General features: G+C 30.1%; 15 protein-coding genes. All 15 read right to left on the bottom strand.

Annotated elements, in window-relative coordinates; translation table 11 throughout:
- Positions 1–267: 267 nt before the first annotated feature.
- The 15 genes from EV214_RS13395 to EV214_RS13325 all read right to left on the bottom strand — a co-directional run bounded on the left by EV214_RS13395 (position 268) and on the right by EV214_RS13325 (position 18,546).
- Complete coding sequence (locus EV214_RS13395; protein WP_132246621.1) at positions 268–1,038, bottom strand: hypothetical protein; 771 nt, start codon at positions 1,036–1,038, stop codon at positions 268–270.
- A 46-nt stretch (positions 1,039–1,084) separates the two neighbouring features.
- Positions 1,085–3,790 carry an acetate and sugar kinases/Hsc70/actin family protein gene (locus tag EV214_RS13390; protein ID WP_132246619.1) on the bottom strand — a complete coding sequence of 902 codons (2,706 nt, stop codon included), beginning with the start codon at positions 3,788–3,790 and terminating at the stop codon, positions 1,085–1,087.
- Positions 3,791–3,813: 23 nt separating this feature from the next.
- Positions 3,814–4,509, bottom strand: a complete 696-nt coding sequence (locus tag EV214_RS13385; RefSeq protein WP_132246617.1) for a hypothetical protein — start codon at positions 4,507–4,509, stop codon at positions 3,814–3,816.
- Positions 4,506–5,783 (bottom strand): normocyte-binding protein, encoded by a 1,278-nt coding sequence (locus EV214_RS13380; RefSeq protein ID WP_165916369.1) that lies wholly within the window; start codon positions 5,781–5,783, stop codon positions 4,506–4,508. The genes EV214_RS13385 and EV214_RS13380 overlap by 4 nt, the downstream gene beginning before the upstream one ends.
- Positions 5,784–5,808: 25 nt before the next feature.
- Complete coding sequence (locus tag EV214_RS13375) at positions 5,809–7,617, bottom strand: PP2C family protein-serine/threonine phosphatase (RefSeq protein WP_132246613.1); 1,809 nt, start codon at positions 7,615–7,617, stop codon at positions 5,809–5,811.
- Between the two features lie 4 nt (positions 7,618–7,621).
- Entirely contained in the window at positions 7,622–8,491 is an 870-nt protein-coding gene (locus tag EV214_RS13370) for a PP2C family protein-serine/threonine phosphatase (RefSeq protein ID WP_132246611.1), read from the bottom strand.
- Between the two features lie 5 nt (positions 8,492–8,496).
- Positions 8,497–9,003 (bottom strand): FHA domain-containing protein, encoded by a 507-nt coding sequence (locus tag EV214_RS13365; RefSeq protein ID WP_132246609.1) that lies wholly within the window; start codon positions 9,001–9,003, stop codon positions 8,497–8,499.
- A gap of 16 nt (positions 9,004–9,019) precedes the next feature.
- Positions 9,020–9,577, bottom strand: coding sequence for an FHA domain-containing protein (locus EV214_RS13360; protein ID WP_165916368.1), 558 nt, complete (start codon positions 9,575–9,577; stop codon positions 9,020–9,022).
- A 14-nt stretch (positions 9,578–9,591) separates the two neighbouring features.
- Positions 9,592–10,017 (bottom strand): J domain-containing protein, encoded by a 426-nt coding sequence (locus EV214_RS13355; RefSeq protein ID WP_132246605.1) that lies wholly within the window; start codon positions 10,015–10,017, stop codon positions 9,592–9,594.
- 56 nt (positions 10,018–10,073) lie between these two features.
- Positions 10,074–10,499 (bottom strand): membrane-associated protease 1, encoded by a 426-nt coding sequence (locus EV214_RS13350; RefSeq protein WP_132246603.1) that lies wholly within the window; start codon positions 10,497–10,499, stop codon positions 10,074–10,076.
- Positions 10,500–10,532: 33 nt separating this feature from the next.
- Entirely contained in the window at positions 10,533–10,958 is a 426-nt protein-coding gene (locus tag EV214_RS13345) for a membrane-associated protease 1 (protein WP_132246601.1), read from the bottom strand.
- 102 nt (positions 10,959–11,060) lie between these two features.
- Entirely contained in the window at positions 11,061–13,226 is a 2,166-nt protein-coding gene (locus tag EV214_RS13340) for a transcriptional regulator (RefSeq protein ID WP_132246599.1), read from the bottom strand.
- A 260-nt stretch (positions 13,227–13,486) separates the two neighbouring features.
- Positions 13,487–15,484: a vWA domain-containing protein gene (locus EV214_RS13335; RefSeq protein ID WP_132246597.1), complete on the bottom strand. Its 1,998-nt coding sequence runs from the start codon at positions 15,482–15,484 to the stop codon at positions 13,487–13,489.
- Positions 15,485–15,920: 436 nt separating this feature from the next.
- Positions 15,921–17,330, bottom strand: a complete 1,410-nt coding sequence (locus tag EV214_RS13330; RefSeq protein ID WP_132246595.1) for a Na+/H+ antiporter NhaC family protein — start codon at positions 17,328–17,330, stop codon at positions 15,921–15,923.
- Positions 17,331–17,385: 55 nt separating this feature from the next.
- Entirely contained in the window at positions 17,386–18,546 is a 1,161-nt protein-coding gene (locus EV214_RS13325; protein ID WP_132246593.1) for an alanine dehydrogenase, read from the bottom strand.
- Positions 18,547–18,613 lie beyond the last annotated feature (67 nt).

The following is an 18,613-nucleotide window of genomic DNA, read 5'->3' as shown; positions in this document are numbered from 1 at the left end:
AATAGAAAGTAAATTGATTTTTAAAGTCATCTTCAATGGCTTGTTTGCTATGCCCATAAACTTATTGGACTGTTATCTTGATATATTTCAGACTTCCTCCTAATATTCTATGGTCTACTTAGTTCTCACTTATAAAACCTCATTTTATTTTTTAATCTTCTTTTGCACTTAAATGTATAGATAAACAACTTGATATAAGTAAAATATAAAAAAGCTATATTTAATATGAAGGAAATGTATCTCATCATATATTTCCTTCATAATCTCCTAATCTACAAGTATTCTCTTTGATAGATAATTTCTATCTCTTTTCATGCCTTTGCTAGATTTGATTTCTTTCAATATTTCTACCAAAAACTTGTATATTTTTTCATTTGAATAATCCTTATAATCTATTTCTAATCTTGCTGCTATATAATTTATGATCAGTTCTTTACTCATTGCTTCTTCCTTTTGCAAACACTGCATACAAAAGGCTATATCTAGTGGATTGCTTAGTTTGTATCCAAATGCTTCTTTTGCAAAATTTGTTAGTACGTAAGGGGATAGGGTACTATTTTTATAGGCTGAAAAATGTACATGAATCCTATTTAATGTGTTATACTCTGTTGTCATATCTTCAAAGTTCACATAATTATTTCTCAGTTTTGCCCCTTTCTTTAGCTTGAATCTACAAAGTTCTATTTCATCTTTATGGATGTGTGTATCAGCATCTATAAAAATTTTTGTCCCATGACTTACAAAATCTTTGTTCGCATTCTCTCCCATAAACTTTACTTTCAGGATCGCTGTTTCATTGGTATGTGTATAAGGAACATTATGATTTTCTTTTAATACATAGATCTCTTCATCAAAATAGATGATTCCAGGTTCTATAATAATGTAGTCCTCATTTACAAGTAACCGACATCCTGTCAAAATACCATTTGCATATCCATGAAGCTGTACCTGCATCATATCTTTTGGAAAATCTCTTAGATGATCTAGCATCTCAAGCTTTAGTATTCTTCCTCTACTAAATATAGGGGATTTACTCAAAAACAATATTTCACCCCATTTCTATTTGATATTTATATCCGATTGCTTATTTTAATCCGTCAAAGAAGTTTCTTTCCCAAGTATCATTTTCAAAGTTGAAAAATGCTTCTTTTCCTATAAGTAAGGCTTCATCCTCTCTTAAAATAGGGACTACACAAAATCCCCACTCTTCTTTTTTTGCCCAGATGAAAAATTTCACTTCTTTATTGACGATATTGTCTGTTTCATCTTGTATAATGAATCCTTTGTATTTTTCTTCTATTTCTTCAAATGTTGTTTTTGTAAAATCTTCTGGTTTGTTTTCATAATCATATTCATATCTTGTGTCTCCATTTGTATCTTTTAGATAAAGTTTTAATGTAATCCGCTCCATAAACCTTGAAATACTCCCACTTGTATTTTCTTTGTCTAAACTATGAATCAGTATTTTTTCATCTCCACTATGCGTATAGGCACTGATTACATAGGGGAGTGTAGGTATCCGTGTATGAATGTTTGCATTCATATAACCAAACTTTTTTGTTTGTAAATATTTAAGTGCTCCCTTAAGACAGGTTAGTTTTAGATCATAATGATCCTTTTGATCCTTTTGCGCTTTTTTATTTTTTCTAGACTGTATGATTCTACCTGGTACAAACTCTTTTAGCGCTTCTCTAAATAATTCTACTTTGCAGGATTGTCCTGTAAGTTTAATAATAGAGTATTCTAAAAGCTTGTCCTCTTCATAAATATTTTCTAAAAACTTTTTGATAATATGATAGATGTCTGCCCTTAGTAAACTATTGATATCATAGATGCTTAATTTTAACGTTGGCGCATCTTTTATGGGCTCTAAAACACCGCCATTATATGTATGCATTTTCCACTTGTCATAATATACAGTCTCTTGATCACAAGCGTTATCTTCATTACAAGAAATTTCTTCTTTCGAATGATTATCTTCTTTCGATTTAACAAGCACTTCTAAATTGTTTTTATTGCTAAAGAAAGCCTTTTTTATGCCATCTGATAATTCAAACAATAAATAGAAATTGCTTTTTACTTTAAAATATTCTTCACTGCTTTTATTTTCATAGTCTTTAAATCGAGTAGGGATCATATCTTCCACTTTTTCATATGCTTGATCTAATCTTTTATAAATTTCAAGTACCCCATATTCATCTACACATCTATATAAGTCCATATCAAACGCATCTAATATATTCTTTTTCACAAATTCATGATGATTGGTCAAATTATCGGTCAACTTATTTGCAAACATTATTTTTATAAGCTGCAGGATACGAAAAGTAAGATTATTGCCTCCAAAGTCTGTATCTCCGTTTTCATACGAGGTTTCTATATCTATTTCGTAAGATACACGATTATTTTCTATCTTAAAATCACAAGAGGATAAATCTGTTGTCCCACCCCCACAGTCTATAATGAGTGCCTTATAAAGCATGTTTTCTTCATATCTTTTTTTATCTATTAGTTCGGAGATCGTATTAAATAGTACGGCTGCTCCTTCATCTAACATATTTTCATATTCTAAATCATACGCTTTTAGAATTTCTTTAAATAGGGTATAAAACTTGTATTTTTGTTTTGAAGGACAAGAAATATGTATTTTTTTGAATTTGTACTTAAATCTTTGTTGTGAAATATTTATGATGTATTCTAAGAAAGCTTTGATCATATGCTTTCTTTTTATAAATGTTTTTTGCCCATTTATCGCTGTGATCTTCTCTTCTCTATCAAAGTCACTAATCCACCTTTTGATATCATAAAATATGCATATCCCATCATCTACATAGCTTGCTTTAGATAACTGAATGGCATCATAGCCAAAAACATACGCTACGCCTTTATCATTTATAGATTTTATTCCTACAACACTTGGAATAAGAGGGGTTGTATCTAAAGTGTTAGCTGTTATATCTATCGTATTAGCTGTTGTGTCTAAAACATGTACTACACGAATATCCTCTATTTCAAGTTCTTTATTGCCAATATCATTTTTATCAAGTGAATAAAAATGTTCTTTGTTTATATAAATGCCCGCCGTAGTATTCGTTGTACCAAAATCTATTGCCAGCGGAATATCTGTATCTACTAACTGCTTGATATTAAAATCCAAAATAGGTAGTTTATAAAACTGAATATATTTGGGGTTATGTTTTATATTTTGATGATAGATGTCATAAATTAGTTCTGACTGCTGTTTTTCAAAGTAAAGTAGGCTATAGTGTTTATGCGTACTTTCTTTGGCTGTAATTTCTTCGTTTTTTATTAGATAATAGTTTTGGTCATTTCCTTTAATTAAGTTAAAGATGCTACATATATTAAATGTTTCATCCACTAGTAGTACATTGCCTTCATCTAGGGTATCATTTGAAGTTATCCTGTATTGATCAAATATTTCTACAGTTAACCCCTCATAAACTACAAGTTTTGATGGTACATTTATCGTTTTTTTATCCAATATTATTTTATCTACTTTTTTTATAGACGCTTGTAATCTTTCTAGCCCTTGATCATCCTGCTCTTTTATAAATAAGCTTTCTTCTATTCCTCTGTACCTCATGATCAATCTTATTATCTCTTCTTTATTTAGTGGTCCTAGTGAATTTTTAATCAGTTTTTCTTTGATACATATTTCTCTTAACTGATAGGTTGTCATCTTTGACAATTCTTTTTCTTTGTATCGCGCTTGTTTTGTATTCTCTTTTTTTGATTTATTAGTTTGATATAATTTGTATGAATAGCCCATATTTAATCACCTAAATTTCTTTGCTAGTACAATACCATTTTTCCTATTTTCATGGTATCTTCAATTCCTAAAATACCAAAATGATATTGCCAATATATAATCACCTTAAATTCTATATGTAGAAACAATTCTATTAAAGTTTGTATTTTGTTTTCAATTTCTTGTGTTTGACGCGCTCCAATATAGATGAGTATTTCTTTTTTATTGTCTTGATTCGTATATACAATGCTTTTCTCAAATATTTTATTGACTACGCTTTTAAATAGTTCCAAAGATACACCTGTTGTATATAGGTTTATCATGCTTGATAACAAGATATCTTTTTCTCTTTTATCAAAATTTTTTATATTATCTTTTATTTCCTCTGAAAAGATATTGTTTCGTATATCTTGCAAAATATATTTTTTATAATATTCTTGTTTTGACAGACCTTGTTTTAAATCAATATTCCCTAGGAAATGTATTGAAATATCAAGTAATACCTCTCGAAGTGGCATGCTTTCGTCAAAATTCACATCAAATAGATTTTTAAATATAGAAAAAAACCTATAGTATGGATTGATTTCTACTATAAGTGTTTCATCTATTTCTGTTGTATTTAAATCTTCAAATGCGATTTCCATATACGGACTGTAGTTTTTTGCACATTCAAATCTAATCTTTTCTCTTTTTATATTTTGATCATCTGCTTTAAAGAGTATATCCCAGATATAATTCATAGCAATCTTCCTTCACATTTATATTCAGGATAAAAGAGTTGTATCTCAGAGATGATAAAGCTTAATAAATCTCTTATAATAAAATTGTTCTCATCTTTCGCACTGAAATATAAAATCATTTTTTTACCATAATCACTATCTCTAATCTCATCTATAATAAAAAAATTCATATTATACGTTTCTTCCTTTATATGCTCTTCTTTATCAACTATTTTTACCTCTTTAAACTGAAGATGTTTTGATGCTTCAAAGGAATCTATCATCCTTATAAGCTCTGCTTTTGTTTTTATATTCATGCCATTTTTATTCGATAGTTTTTCAGCAAAACTTATTTTCTTCGCATTCGATACCAATTCAAAACGATATTTTTCAATTCTAGATTTCTTTGGTCTTACGACTTTAAATAGATCCCAATCTTTTGCTTCTTCTATTTCTGATACGATCATTAAATTTTCCTTTGTATGTCTTACGTTTTTTATATGCTCATCATATTCAACTAAATATCCATGCTCTAGCCCTTCTCCTTTTAGCGAAACACTATGCTCAAAATGCACTTGATTTTCACATGGCATTGGAAACCCTGTACTTTCTAAAACAAGTTTTTGTATATTCCAAATAGGTACCCTATCATATTCTATATATTTACTGTATTGACCAAAATCCACATTGATCTCTTGAATCGTTTCATCTTTCGTAATCCCTTTTTCATATTCAATTAATACAACATCCGCTATTTTAGAGATATACGGCGCATTGATGGTTCTCCACGGAATGTTATTTCTTATAAACATTTGATAGAGTTTATAGATTTCATCCCAATACTGTGTATTTTTTTTTATCTTGAAATATGCATCATAAACTCTTTTATCTGTTTTGATACTTCCTTTGAATTTGAGATCTTTTTTCAATAAATCCTTAAATATTAAGTAATCACATTTTAAAAATACCTTAAACATTTTCACCTGTTTATTTTGTAGCATTGTATCTAAAATGTATAAAAGATCATATTCTTGTTCTTTTATATCTTCCTCTAGCATGGGATATAGAAAATAATGTATAGGATCAAAATCTTGTTTTTTTACAATGGTTGTATACAAACTATAATTCTGCTGATTGTACGCTATTTCATCAAATACTCTCTTTTCTAGGGAACGATACATATTATCACTATGTTCATAAAGGGGTATAAACACCTCATTTAATAATTCTTTTAATAAAGCCCGATCTTTCAGATTTTCAATATGATTGATTTTGTCATAAAGTTCTTCTTTCATTGGATCTCCTTTGTTCTTAACTCCCTTAACTTTGTTTTTCAATTAAAGTATCTATTACTTTTATTTTCTCATCTATCTTTTTTACCGCATCAAGCAATTTCGCTTCTTCATAGATATCTTTTGCAAATAGATATAACATTTTTGCTTCACTTAAATTTCCTTTATCAAATTCAGCATTTGCATCTTCTACGTACATATCTGCTTTTGCTTTCTTCGTCGTTGCTTCTTGTATCTTTTGTGCTGTCAATTGTATTTTTTCTTCTGTTTTGTCTGCAAAACCGTACATTTCTATTTGTTTGTACATTTCTTGCGCCATGGTATAATACATTTTAGCATCATGATAACTTCCGATGCTATAGCTTACATCCCCTTTTTTAGATATTTCTAGGGCGTTTAGCTGGGTACTTAACTTCTCTTTTTCTTCTTTTTCTTCCTCTTGTGCTAAAGCTTGTTCCTCTTCTTCTATCGCCTTTTCTTCTTCTTGTTGTTCTTTTTCTTCTTGTGCATCCGCTTCATATATTTGAACTAACTTATCATTTGCTTCCTTTTTGGCTTCTTTAAAAAAGATATTGGTAGCGAGGTCTCTTGCAAGTTTATAATCTTCTTTCGCTGCTGTTAGATCTTCAAGCTCCATTTTTTTATCTCCTTGTGCTAATAAATCAAAGACTTTTATATGTTCATTTGTCTTATTTAATTGTTCATCAATATAATCTTTTCCTAAGTTATCTGCATAATAAGCTTTTTTTTCTGCTGATAAATATGTATCTAAAGCATCTTGATATGCGGCATCCTGCAAACTTTTATCTGCATCAATAATTGTTTCTGTTAGCTTGTAGTATTGATCCATATCCGCTCTTTTGTCTTCTAGCTTTAATTTTTTAGCTAAGTTTAGTGCATTTTTATATTCTTCATTCGCTCTTATAAAGTTTTCATCTTCAATGTAGCTATTGGCATTCTTTATAGCATAGTTCATTTCACTGATTTGCTCTAATCTTTTTTGATGTTTAAAATACCATACAAAAAAAATAATAGCTATGATAATAAGAATCGGAATTACTGTCAGCAAAATGTTTTTTATCTTTTGCTTTCTTTTTGGGTTTTGATATATTTTATCTACAAATATAACGGCTAATGTATAATTTTCAAGCGCTTCCGGTTGTTTTGATAAAAGCATTTCTTCTACATTATCAATGACTTCTTGTGCTTCTTTTGCATCAGCTAACCCATCTATCATTTCTGCACTATCTATATTTTCCCAAACGCCTTTGGTTAAAAGGGTAATCACATCTCCCTTTTGGAGTTTGAATTTTTTCGATATATAAGGGGTTAATTTTTCGTCTTGTCCTAAAAAACAATATAAATTGTTTTTTTCTTCATGTTGGGCAATTTTATCAAGTTGTACTTTTTCTCTATCCACTAATTGTTGTGTTAAAGATTGATCTTTACTTTGATGTTTTAAAAAACCTTCTCTAAACAAACAAAACCTTGTATTTCCTACTAAAGCATATCTCACTTTTACATAATTGGTAACCACAATGGTAATGGATGTTTTTAGTCTTAGTTTTTTGCTTTGTTCTATTAATTCTTTGTTGGCAAGTTTTAATAATTTCTTTAAAAAACCTTTTCTCATACTCGGGTTTTGGTTAAAATTACTTATAATGCTAGATACTGCTATTTTCGCACTTTCTAAATCTATATCGTTATCTATACCATCTGCAATCACGTAGATTGCAAATTTATCCAACTCTACAAATGCAAAATAATCTTTGTTTTGTAAAAAATTACCTGATTCTGATATAAAATTGGTTATAAACTTTGAATTTATTTTTCTCATGATCTTACACCCTTAATCTATGCCCTCTATATCTCATTATTATAATGCTTGCATTATCTTTATTGACTATAGCGTCATCTTTTAATTGATGAATGATATTTTCTGCTATTTGGTCACATGTTAAATGTTTTTTCATTGCTTCTTCTAATTTGTTCCATGAAGCATGCTGATGGATCCCATCACTCATTAGCATAATGAGATCTCCCTTTTTTAATCGGATGGGTACATCATATATTTCTACATCTTTAAATCCATCTTGTCCTACATAATTGAGTAGTCTTTTTTCTTTCAATGCCCACAATGCCTGTTGTTTACTTATTTTCCCTTGATAAAAACCTCTTTGTGCAAGTACGTTCACGGTATGCCCTTCACTTAAAGGGATTAATTCATTATTTCTAAAAACTGCAATCATTGTATTTCCAACTAAAGCATAATGTAATAAGTCCTCTATGATAACCGCACATACAATACTAGCGCCACCTTGATGATCATATAGTTTTTTTAAAATTTCTCTGTTTGTGATATTAAAGGCTCTTTTGAAAAAATAATTTGCATTGGATATCGCATTCTCATTCGCAAATAATTCTGCAAAAATTTTTACAGCCAGTTGACTCGAAATTTTTCCCACATGGTTCTTTCCTCTTCCATCGGCTAAAACAGCCAGTATTCCTTTTTCTTCTAAAACTATATTCATCGCATCTTCTTGCAACTCTCTATCTCCTATAAAAGTGGCACTTGCTAACTCAACGCCATTGTATCGCTTCATTTTTTTAACTTTAGCCTTTATAATTTCTCTAAATAAGATTAATAGACATACGCTACTTATTAAACTAATCATAATCATATATTTGTTTTCATATATAAATGTTTTCATAGAGATTACTCCCCGCCTATATCATCCCATTCAAAATGTTCCCCACAAAATGGAATAAACAAAAATTTACTTTTTCCAAGCTCTATTACATCATAGGGTGATAGCTCTGTTGGTACATATACTGCCTCATCATTTAAATATGCAATCCCTGAAGCATCCCCTGGTAGTAAAACTGAATTTCTTTTTTTAGGATCATATACTACAATTGCATGATTTCTTCTTGAAATTTTGTTGTCTCCTAAAATTTGTATATCCATATCATCTGCTCTACCTATAAAATTTTTGCCCTCTTTTATTTTGTAGTCTTTTCCTACTCTTGCCCCTTCAATGCAAACAAGCCAACCACATACTGGTTGTATTTCTTCTTTTAATAATTCATCTTCAATATCAAAATCTTTTGGAGGCAACTCAGGTTTTTCCTTTGATGCTGTTTCTATATTACAATACGGACATATGCTTCCATATCTTCTTGCACTAAACATATGTCCATTTTGACATCTAATAAGGCTCATTCACTAACACTCCGTTTCATCTAATCAAAAGTTTCGTTTTAGCTATAAAGACAACATCTCCTTTGATTATTGTACAAGGTTTATCTTTTGATAATTTATATCTTATTTTGTCTTCAGCTTTTTGTATGCTAATACCATTTTCAGAATATAAGTCCTCTATGTACCATCTACCAGATACAAAATTTAAAACAGCATGTTGGGGGTCTATTAATGATGCATATGTAGATGTACTTAAATCTATATCTACTTCAGTTTGTTTCGTATTTCTACCTATTACTAAGGATGTTTTATTTAGTAAATCCCATTCTCTTATAATTTGATTTTCTTCATTTAATAGCGCTAAATTGTTAATATTATTTACATGCCTTGTTTTGGTATGTTGCATATCCTCTTTTTTATCTGAAGCAAACACTCTTCCTATATAAAATATGGCTATGATTCCTACTATGAAAATCAAGATATACTCTATAAACCTATGCTCCATAATCATATATATATATATACATGTTACTATTGAAAGAATCGCTATTGTCAAATCAATAATTGTTATATTATGTGAAATCGACTTTTTCAAAGTCATCAACTCCATTAATCTCTTTTTACTTTAAAGAAAGATTCAAAGATATCATTTGTATTCATTGGATCTTTCTTATTTTTATTTCCAAAATCTTTCTTTGTTTCTTTTGTTCTAGGATTGAATCCAAAAAAATTTTCAAATTCAAAGTCTACATTCATTTTGTTTGTAGTTTTTGCTTGTTTTTTAGTTTTAGTAGACTGCTCAGTTCTTTGATTTGTTTCTTGCTCATTACATAATTTTTGATCATATTCTTTCTTTAATTTTTCATCCCTTAATATATTGTACGCCTCTGTTACTTCTCTAAATTTTTCAGCTGTATATTTATCGTTTTGATTTACATCAGGATGATACTTTTTCGCTAGCTTTCTATATGCCGTCTTTATTTCATTTTGGGAAGCCTTTGTATTGATTTCTAATATCTTATATGCATTTTTCATTTTTTTGTGTCCTTTACTAATATATAGATGCCCTAAAAGGGCATCTATGTATTTAATTAGGCGCTATATCCGCCTTCTATTGTCACTTTATCTAGCTTGTCTTTTTTCTGTTTAACAACTAACTCAAATGTTCCTATACCCTCTGTATCCCCAAAATGTTCAGTATAATCTACTACAAAAGCATTTGGCAAGAATATTTTTCTTACTACTTGACTCGCTGATATTACCTCTACTGTTAATTTTCTGTAACAATCTGCACTTTCTGCAGGTACTAATGACCAAATGCCCATTTGTCTAGTGCTATCAAAAGGATCTCCATCTACAGCTGTTAATATTTTCCCACTAATAACCATTGTAGACCCTACATCTTTTGTACGTGCATTTGAATCTTTGGGTATATCTGTTTTGAATCTTACTTTCTGTACACTTTCAATTTGAAGCTCTATGGTTTCTACACCTTCAATTTTCACTCTAAAACCCATATTTACACATCCTTTCTATAATTTTTATATTTATTACTCTTCAAATCCACCTTCTAGTTTTACCATTATTGTCTTATCCTTTTTCTGTTTCATGTGTAAATAAAATGTTCCTACGCCTTCTTCATCTCCATAATCTTCTGTATAATCTACTATAAAAGCATTTGGTAAATGAATTTGTCTGACTACTTGTGATGCTGATATTACATCTATTGTTGCTTTTCTATAGCAGTCTGCCCTCTCTCCAGGTACTAATGACCATTGCGCAAGCTTCATCGTACTATCTGCTTCTTCTCCATCCACGGCTGTTAATATTTTTCCTTTAACGATTAGTGATGTGCCAAGATCTGTAGAGCGTGCATTTGAATCATTTGGTGTATCTGTTTTAAACTCTACAGTCAATATGTTTTCAATTCCTAAGTCAATCGTCTCAGGACCCTCTACTTTAAGTCTGAATCCCATTATAATTCCTCCTTTTGTATGATTTATTTATAATCACACTAATCGCTTAGTGCCACTATATGCTTAATAACTTTTGTGAAAATATAACCTTTACCTTTTTTGTTAATTGGCTACACTTCTTGTTATCTCAACTTCTAAGTTTTTCACACTTCCATTGAATGTAATATCTATATTACAATTTCCTAATTTTTCATCTATTATAAAGTTAATATCATCGCCTTCTTGAATAATGGAGTTCATATATCCTTTATTTGCAATCCATCTACTCTTTTGACTGTTTGGATTGTTGCTAAAGAATTTAACAATATTATCTTGCTTAAAATCATTTGTATGAAAACGCAACATTCTTTCTATATATGTTGTTACGATTGTTTTATATATGGATTCAAAATCATTTCCTACTGTTTGAAGACTCCTTGCTTTATAAACTGTAATTTGTCTTATATCTCTGCCTTTCACTTGTGCATTCTCTGATGAAAAGACAAATCCAAAGTTTTTTCTATTGATCGCATTTTTTATATTATTTGTAAATCCTGAAATTTCTTTTGCAAGCGTAGTTCTCACATTAAGTGCATTATCATCTGCCTCTATATCAAATCTAACGCCTGGATATTCATGTGTTGCATTCTTAAATACTTCTCTTAAATACTCAGGACATTGATATGCTGCTACAATCCCTGCTGCTATATAAGACGATCCTATGTATACCCCTTCTATCCAAAGTTTCAAAACATCTTCTTTCTCTTTTGATAAATTAGCTAAGCCATTTTCTTTCATGATCATCTTGCTATCAAGAACTACTCCTGACTTGTCTTTTGGAATGATTGTAAAGTTAGGTATACAAGGAATGGCGAATTCGCTATAATCTTTTCTTGTTAAAACCGTGCATTTATCCACATATTTTTCTGTACCATTTATCGCCATATGGCTGAATGTAGTTTCTTCATTTGTTTCAAAGCTAAAAAATATTTGTATTCTATAATCCTTAACGATATTTAAAAGCATTGTTAAGGATTCCATAGTATTTACATCTGTTTTCTCTACATGTTGATTTCCTTTAAAACGTTCTCTACGCAACTGTTTTTTTCCACTAATCCCCATTTGCACAGACGGTACAATTCCAAACCAAATCGTATTTGAAAAATCATTTTTATCATTTACTGTATTTAAATACGTCACAAGACGAGGAGTATTACTACTTTTTACAAATAACTCAAGTTTCGTATTCGTTACTAATAAGCTAGGCACCATGCCTTTATTCTGAACTTTATATTGTTCAAAAAACATTTTTACACCAACCATTTTTTCAATTAATGGTTTTACTGTTTTAACAAAATCATCTTTTGCATTTTTATAAAATTCTAAATATGTATTGTAATTATTAACTTCTGATTCTATATCTATCTTACTTTCTAACGTAGATGTCAATGGACAGAATGTACGAACTACCAAATCTCTTACATAATCTGATTTAACGTCATTAATCGCATCATAGTCATCTTTGAAAGCTTCTATCAAACCTGTATTTGCATGATCATCAAGTGCAACTAAAGCATTTTCTTCTGGTTTTGGTGCTTCTAAAATTTTAAGTTCTCCACTCTCTCCCATACTTAATACACCAATTTTTAATTGTTCATTATTTTCTTCATTATCTCTCTGTCCTAATAATAGTCGAGTCTTTATATCTTCTATAGCAAGAGGAAGCATTGCCATAACGTTATTATAATTCTGACTTGCCTCTTCAAACATACCGTTTAGTTTATCTCCAAAATCTAATTTTTTAGGGTCTTCTTCATCTAGATCATCATACTTACTATGTATATACTGAATTTCCTTTCTTGATTGCCTAATATCATCCATAACTTTTTTAGGTGAAAGCATATCGAGTAAGTTTTCAAATTTAAAATCAACATTTGCAAGTCCTTGGGCTGTTTTTGTTTCAATAAGCGTAAACAACATCTTTAAAAAGTCATTTGACATATTTACTGGTATTTCAGTAATATATTCATCTGATAAGTTTTCAGGTTTTTTTAGTGTATACATAACCTTTTGATTGCTCGCATTATAAAAAGAATATACGACGGGATTAAACTTATCTAAAAATTCATCAAAGCTTTTTACCAAAAGCTGTTCATTAATTTCTTTTATTTTGTCATCATCTAAACTATCAATCCCCTTCGTATCCCCTATCATCGTTAATAAGTCTAACTTTTCAGGGTTGATTTCTTCAAACAATATGGTTCTATTGGTTTGCTCAATAATTTCCATTTTATACCTCCTGATAAGATTATTAATTGTTTTAAAAATGTATTTACTCAGTAATATTTCTAATTTTATACTTAATAAGTAATATTATTGATTAAATGTATTTTAATATATTTTTTAACAAATTCTAACACGTTTTTACATTTTTAAAAATAGGTGTAAAGTTCCAATTTTTGATTTTTTTAATTATCATTTGATTTTCAACAGCATTAGTGTACAAAAATCCATAATAAATTGTGGTCTTTTCAGTAATCTGTCTATGTTCAAGTAGTAGGGTTAGCTTTATTGTAGTGCAACTCTATTTCGGATATGCCATCTTCAAAAGTAATATAAATTTTAGTCTTATATCTAAGTGTATATTTTACATTTTTACATGCAATTTCTGAGTTTATCATAGCTGTAGCAGCTGAGCTATTGTAAAAAACTATAGATTTATCAAATCCTGGTTCAAAATAAATTTGACTAGCATTTAAAAAAGGTTTATCTACCCGAGCGCAAACAATCATTTCTTCCAAACTAATTCTTTTTTTATTTTCAAATTTATACAAAGAAATAGTAAGAGGTGGAACCTCTTCTTTATCTTTTAAATTAATAAAATATCCATTTATTTTTCCTGTAAATGTGCGTTTTGGTGCCTTCATTTTTCTGTATATGCTAAAAAATAAAATACTTCCAATTAATAAGCACGTTATCATAACAGCAATACGATAATAATACTGTAGTTTTGGTATAATAGATAGCATAATTGGTTTTGTTGTAAAGCTTAAGCCTTCGTTATCACTGGCTTTTATCGTAAATTCATACGCTCCTTGTTTAGAATGATTTATTATCAGTTCCGAATTTTTAATATTCAAATTTGATTTATCCGTATCAGTATTTATGATTTCATATGTTAATATATCTCCATCAGGATCATGAAAATATTGATCTAATTGATAAACCTTATTCTTAGACATTATAGGTAGTTTAATAGTTTCAAAAAATTCACTGCTAGGAGGATTATTTCTAACGTCAAAGGTTAATTCATTAAATTTAATATTAAAATTTTCATGCTTAAAATTAGTATCAAGAATATATTTACCACTATTTCCGATAGTATTATTGATTTGTATTTTGTCATTTAATCTATTTATAGGGAGGCTGATTTTATTATCATTATTTATTAAAGTTATTACAGGTGTTATTTTATTATAAAATGTAGTATCTTTAATAAATTCATTATTGGTATTGTTGATGAAGGATGCATCTATTGTAAACGGCCTATTTTTATAAATGACATCAGGAACATCTAAATTTAAACTAATATCATAATTCGACAATAAATACCCCTTGATCGTATCATTTTTATCCCCAATAAATTCTAGTTTCACTTCTTGTTGCAAAGGATTTACTATTTTAGCAGAAAAATAATATTCTGATTTTGCAAAAGACACAGAATCCTGTGCATTCAAAATTTTATAGTCCTTAATAGGTGAAGATGATATCAATAAAATATTTGATTCAGTAATTAGTGAATCAAATATCGGGATCGTTATTTCTTGCTTTTTTCCAGTCCCAATAGTTTCTACAATAGGCTTGGTCGTAGAGATTAAGTGTGTTTTTAAAATTCCAGTAAATATTTCAATCAAATCATTAGAAGTTGGAGCAATATAAGTCTTAGCACCTGTTTTTTTTGAAATATCAGTAAGAATATCCGTTCTTTCAGATTCATCTTCGAGTGCAATTGTATAGATAGGCATATTGATTTGATTCGATTGATGAATAACATCATTTATATCCAAATTAGAATGATTTATCGTACGATTACTATTTCTAGATAATGACGTTTCACCATCAGATATTAAAATCATAATAGGCTGCGTATCGTTTTTCAAATGAGCTGTAATAAGTTCAAAACCCTTTTTCAACCCTAGACCCATATCTGAATATCCTGCTTTTCTTATGCTTTCAATTCTATTTTTCATAGTACTTCTTTGATTATAAGTTTCTATAGGCATAGGTTCTAAAAAATTTGTAACAGAATCATTATATGCTACATATCCTACATTGATGTTCTTTGATGGAAGCGTATCAATAAACATCTTCATCATATTTGTAGCTATTTTATTTTTATCATTTATATTCATAGAATAACTTGAGTCTATGACAAACATGATATCCACATTTTTAGGTTTATAGATAATTTCTTCTGCTAATGAAATATTTGTTGTACTTACCATAAAGCAAATTATTAAACATATACACTTACAAAATTTATTCATACTAACAATCCTTCCTTTCACATATGCTCACAACACAAAAATGAACAAAATACGCGCACACCCTATCACAATTTACCCATCATTCATATTCGCAAGAACTTATTTTGTCGCATTCTTTCTAAAAATATCAATTATAAACAAATTATACCAATTTGATTTATAAAGTAACATAGTATAGAAGTACTATCCTACATACTACGCACTATGAATCTTAATCTTTGACTATACTATCATTTGTCGTGCAAACCCATCCGACTTCCTTCAGATTCTGCCTCACGATGACACCCTTATCACATAATAAACCCTCTATGTGGAGACACATAGAGGGTTTACTAATATATTCTATATAAATGTATTTTTTAAGATAAATATTTATTTCTCTTTTACTAAATCATCCCATTCATCTATTGCAATTCATAAAACTTTATTTTTTATCTTAAACAGCTACAAATCCTATAATCAAGTATACAACAGCAGCGACACCTGCTGCCACGAGTGCATATGGAATTTGTGTCTTTACATGGTCAATATGGTCAGCTGCTGCTCCTGTTGAGGCAAGGATTGTTGTATCTGAAAGAGGCGAACAGTGATCCCCAAATACCCCTCCACCTGCAACAGCTGAAACAGTAGCAAGTACCAATACTGTCACTTCATTTCCACTAAAATTAAATGCTAGTGGCGCTGCAATTGGCATAACAATCGCGAATGTTCCCCAAGACGTTCCTGTTGAGAATGATATCGTCGCTGCAATTAAAAAAGTAATCAATGGTAATAAATTGGGTGTTAACCAACTTTCTGTTACAGAAATGATATAATTTGCAGTTCCCATCTCTTTACTCAATGCATTGATTGTATAAGAAAGTGCTAATATAATAATTGCTGGCATAACACCTTTCATTCCTGACATAGCTGTTTTCATAATATCATTAAATGGAACCCCTTGTATTCTCATAATGATTCCTAATACTACTGCTGCTGTTAAGAATGCTTCCATTGTTTTTGCAGATTTTAATGTGATAAATGTTCCAATCGCAATGGTAACAACGATTAATACAGGAAATATAAAATCGAAAAATATATGTGTTTTAATGCCTTCATATGAAGGTGTATCTGTTAATTCTTCTCCGATAAGAGGTTCTGCTCCATCTCTTAAAACCTTCCCTTCCTCTAATGCTCTCTTTTCTGCTTTTTTCATAGGTCCAAAATCTGGAATAACGCCTACTGCAAATAACCCCACTAATATTACTGCAATAATTGCATAAAAGTTAAATGGTACTGCCCTTGTAAAGACCATCATTGCCTGTTCAGCATTTTCTACAGGTCCCATACCTACTAATAATCCAGAAATAAACACTGCCCATCCAGTAATAGGTGCTAAAACACTCACTGGTGCTGACGTAGAATCTGCAATATATGCAAGTTTTTCTCTAGAAATTCTTGCCTTATCTGATAAACTTCTCATAGTAGAACCTACAAATAATGGACTAAAATAGTCACTAAAGAAAACAAACATTCCCATAACCCATGCAGTCAATTGCACATTTTTTCTACTTAATTTTTTATCTTCCATAATTTTTGTAAATCCTTGAATCGCACCTGTTCTTTGAAAGAATGCAATCACAATTCCAATAAATAATTCAAGTAATAAGATCCAAGAAAAACTTGTAGTTCCAAGTGAAGTTTTAAGGATTGTAGGAAAGCCCATTAAACCTTTTCCAGCAACTAAAACACCAATAAAAATCGCTACAGCTAATGAAAACACCGTATTTCTAGTTCTAAAAGCAAGTATAATAGCAATTGTAGCCGGTAATAAAGAAATAATTCCCATTGTCGCGCCTACTTCCATTTTCACATCTCTCCTTTATATTTTTTCTATTTTATAGCAAAAATATTTTTTTATACTATTTTTTCTTTGCAACTGTATTTGTTGCTTTTGCTACATAATCTAAATCATCACAATCTATTAGTCCCAATACTTCTTCAGGCGTTGTCCATGCTCTATCTTGAATTACACTTGTTTCTTCATGGGTAAGCACCCCTTTGTATACAGTTAAACTTCTTCTTAAATAGCCATCTCTTCTGCAAGCTTCTATAATTCCATTATTGGCAATAGATCTTATATGTGAAAAAACTGATGCTGCATAAGCAATAGAAGTTGTGTGTGGTGCGGCCCCTGGTATATTATCTACGCCATAGTGAACCACATCATTTACTACATAAGTAGGATTTTCATGTGTTGTTGGCTTATATGTTTCAATGGCTCCTCCAACATCCGCACTAACATCTACAATAACAGAACCTTTTTTCATAAGTTTTAACATGTCTTTTGTAATTAAAGAATCTTTTCTATGCTTTGGCCATTTTACACAGTTGATAACCAAATCAACATCTGATAATATTTTCTTGATATTTTGTTGATTTGAAAACATCGTTCGTACATTCTTAGGAAAAATTTCTTCACATTGTCTTAAAACACCAATGTTGATATCCATTAATATTACGCCAGCACCTAAGGATGCTGCTATTTGGGTTGCTCCTTTTCCTACAATTCCAGCACCTAAAATCAATACATTTGCACTCGGTGCTCCACCAATGCCACAGATCAATTGTCCCCTTCCACCATTAATGCTAAGTAAATGATATACGCCCATTAATACACCTAATTTTCCTGCTACTTCACAGTTTGGCGATCCAAACCGATGGGTATCTTCTGCTGTAAATGCGATTGCTTTTCTTTCAATTAAAGCATCCACCTCTTCTCTATTTGCAGCTGGATGTATGCAAGTAAAGATCATTTGTCCTTCTTTAATCAATCCATATTCTATAGGCTCAATTTCTTTTACTTTCACGATCATATCACTCTCTGTATAAATTTCTTGAATATCTTTTTTAATTTCTGCGCCAGCTTCTATATATTCTTCATCCTCAAAACCAGCATTTGCTCCTGCTTGTTTCTGAATAAACACCTTGTGACCCTCTGCAATAATTTCTCCAACCTCTGTTGGTGTCATAATAACACGAGATTCTCCATTTTTAATTTCTTTTAATACACCAATAATCATTTTTATTTCCTCCTTTTGAGATGAACGATCTATGCCTGACTGTTATATTTATTGCAATATCCATGCC

The organism is Marinisporobacter balticus, assembly GCF_004345705.1.
Taxonomy (GTDB): domain Bacteria; phylum Bacillota; class Clostridia; order Peptostreptococcales; family Thermotaleaceae; genus Marinisporobacter; species Marinisporobacter balticus.
This window is presented reverse-complemented; position numbering and strand designations above follow the sequence as displayed.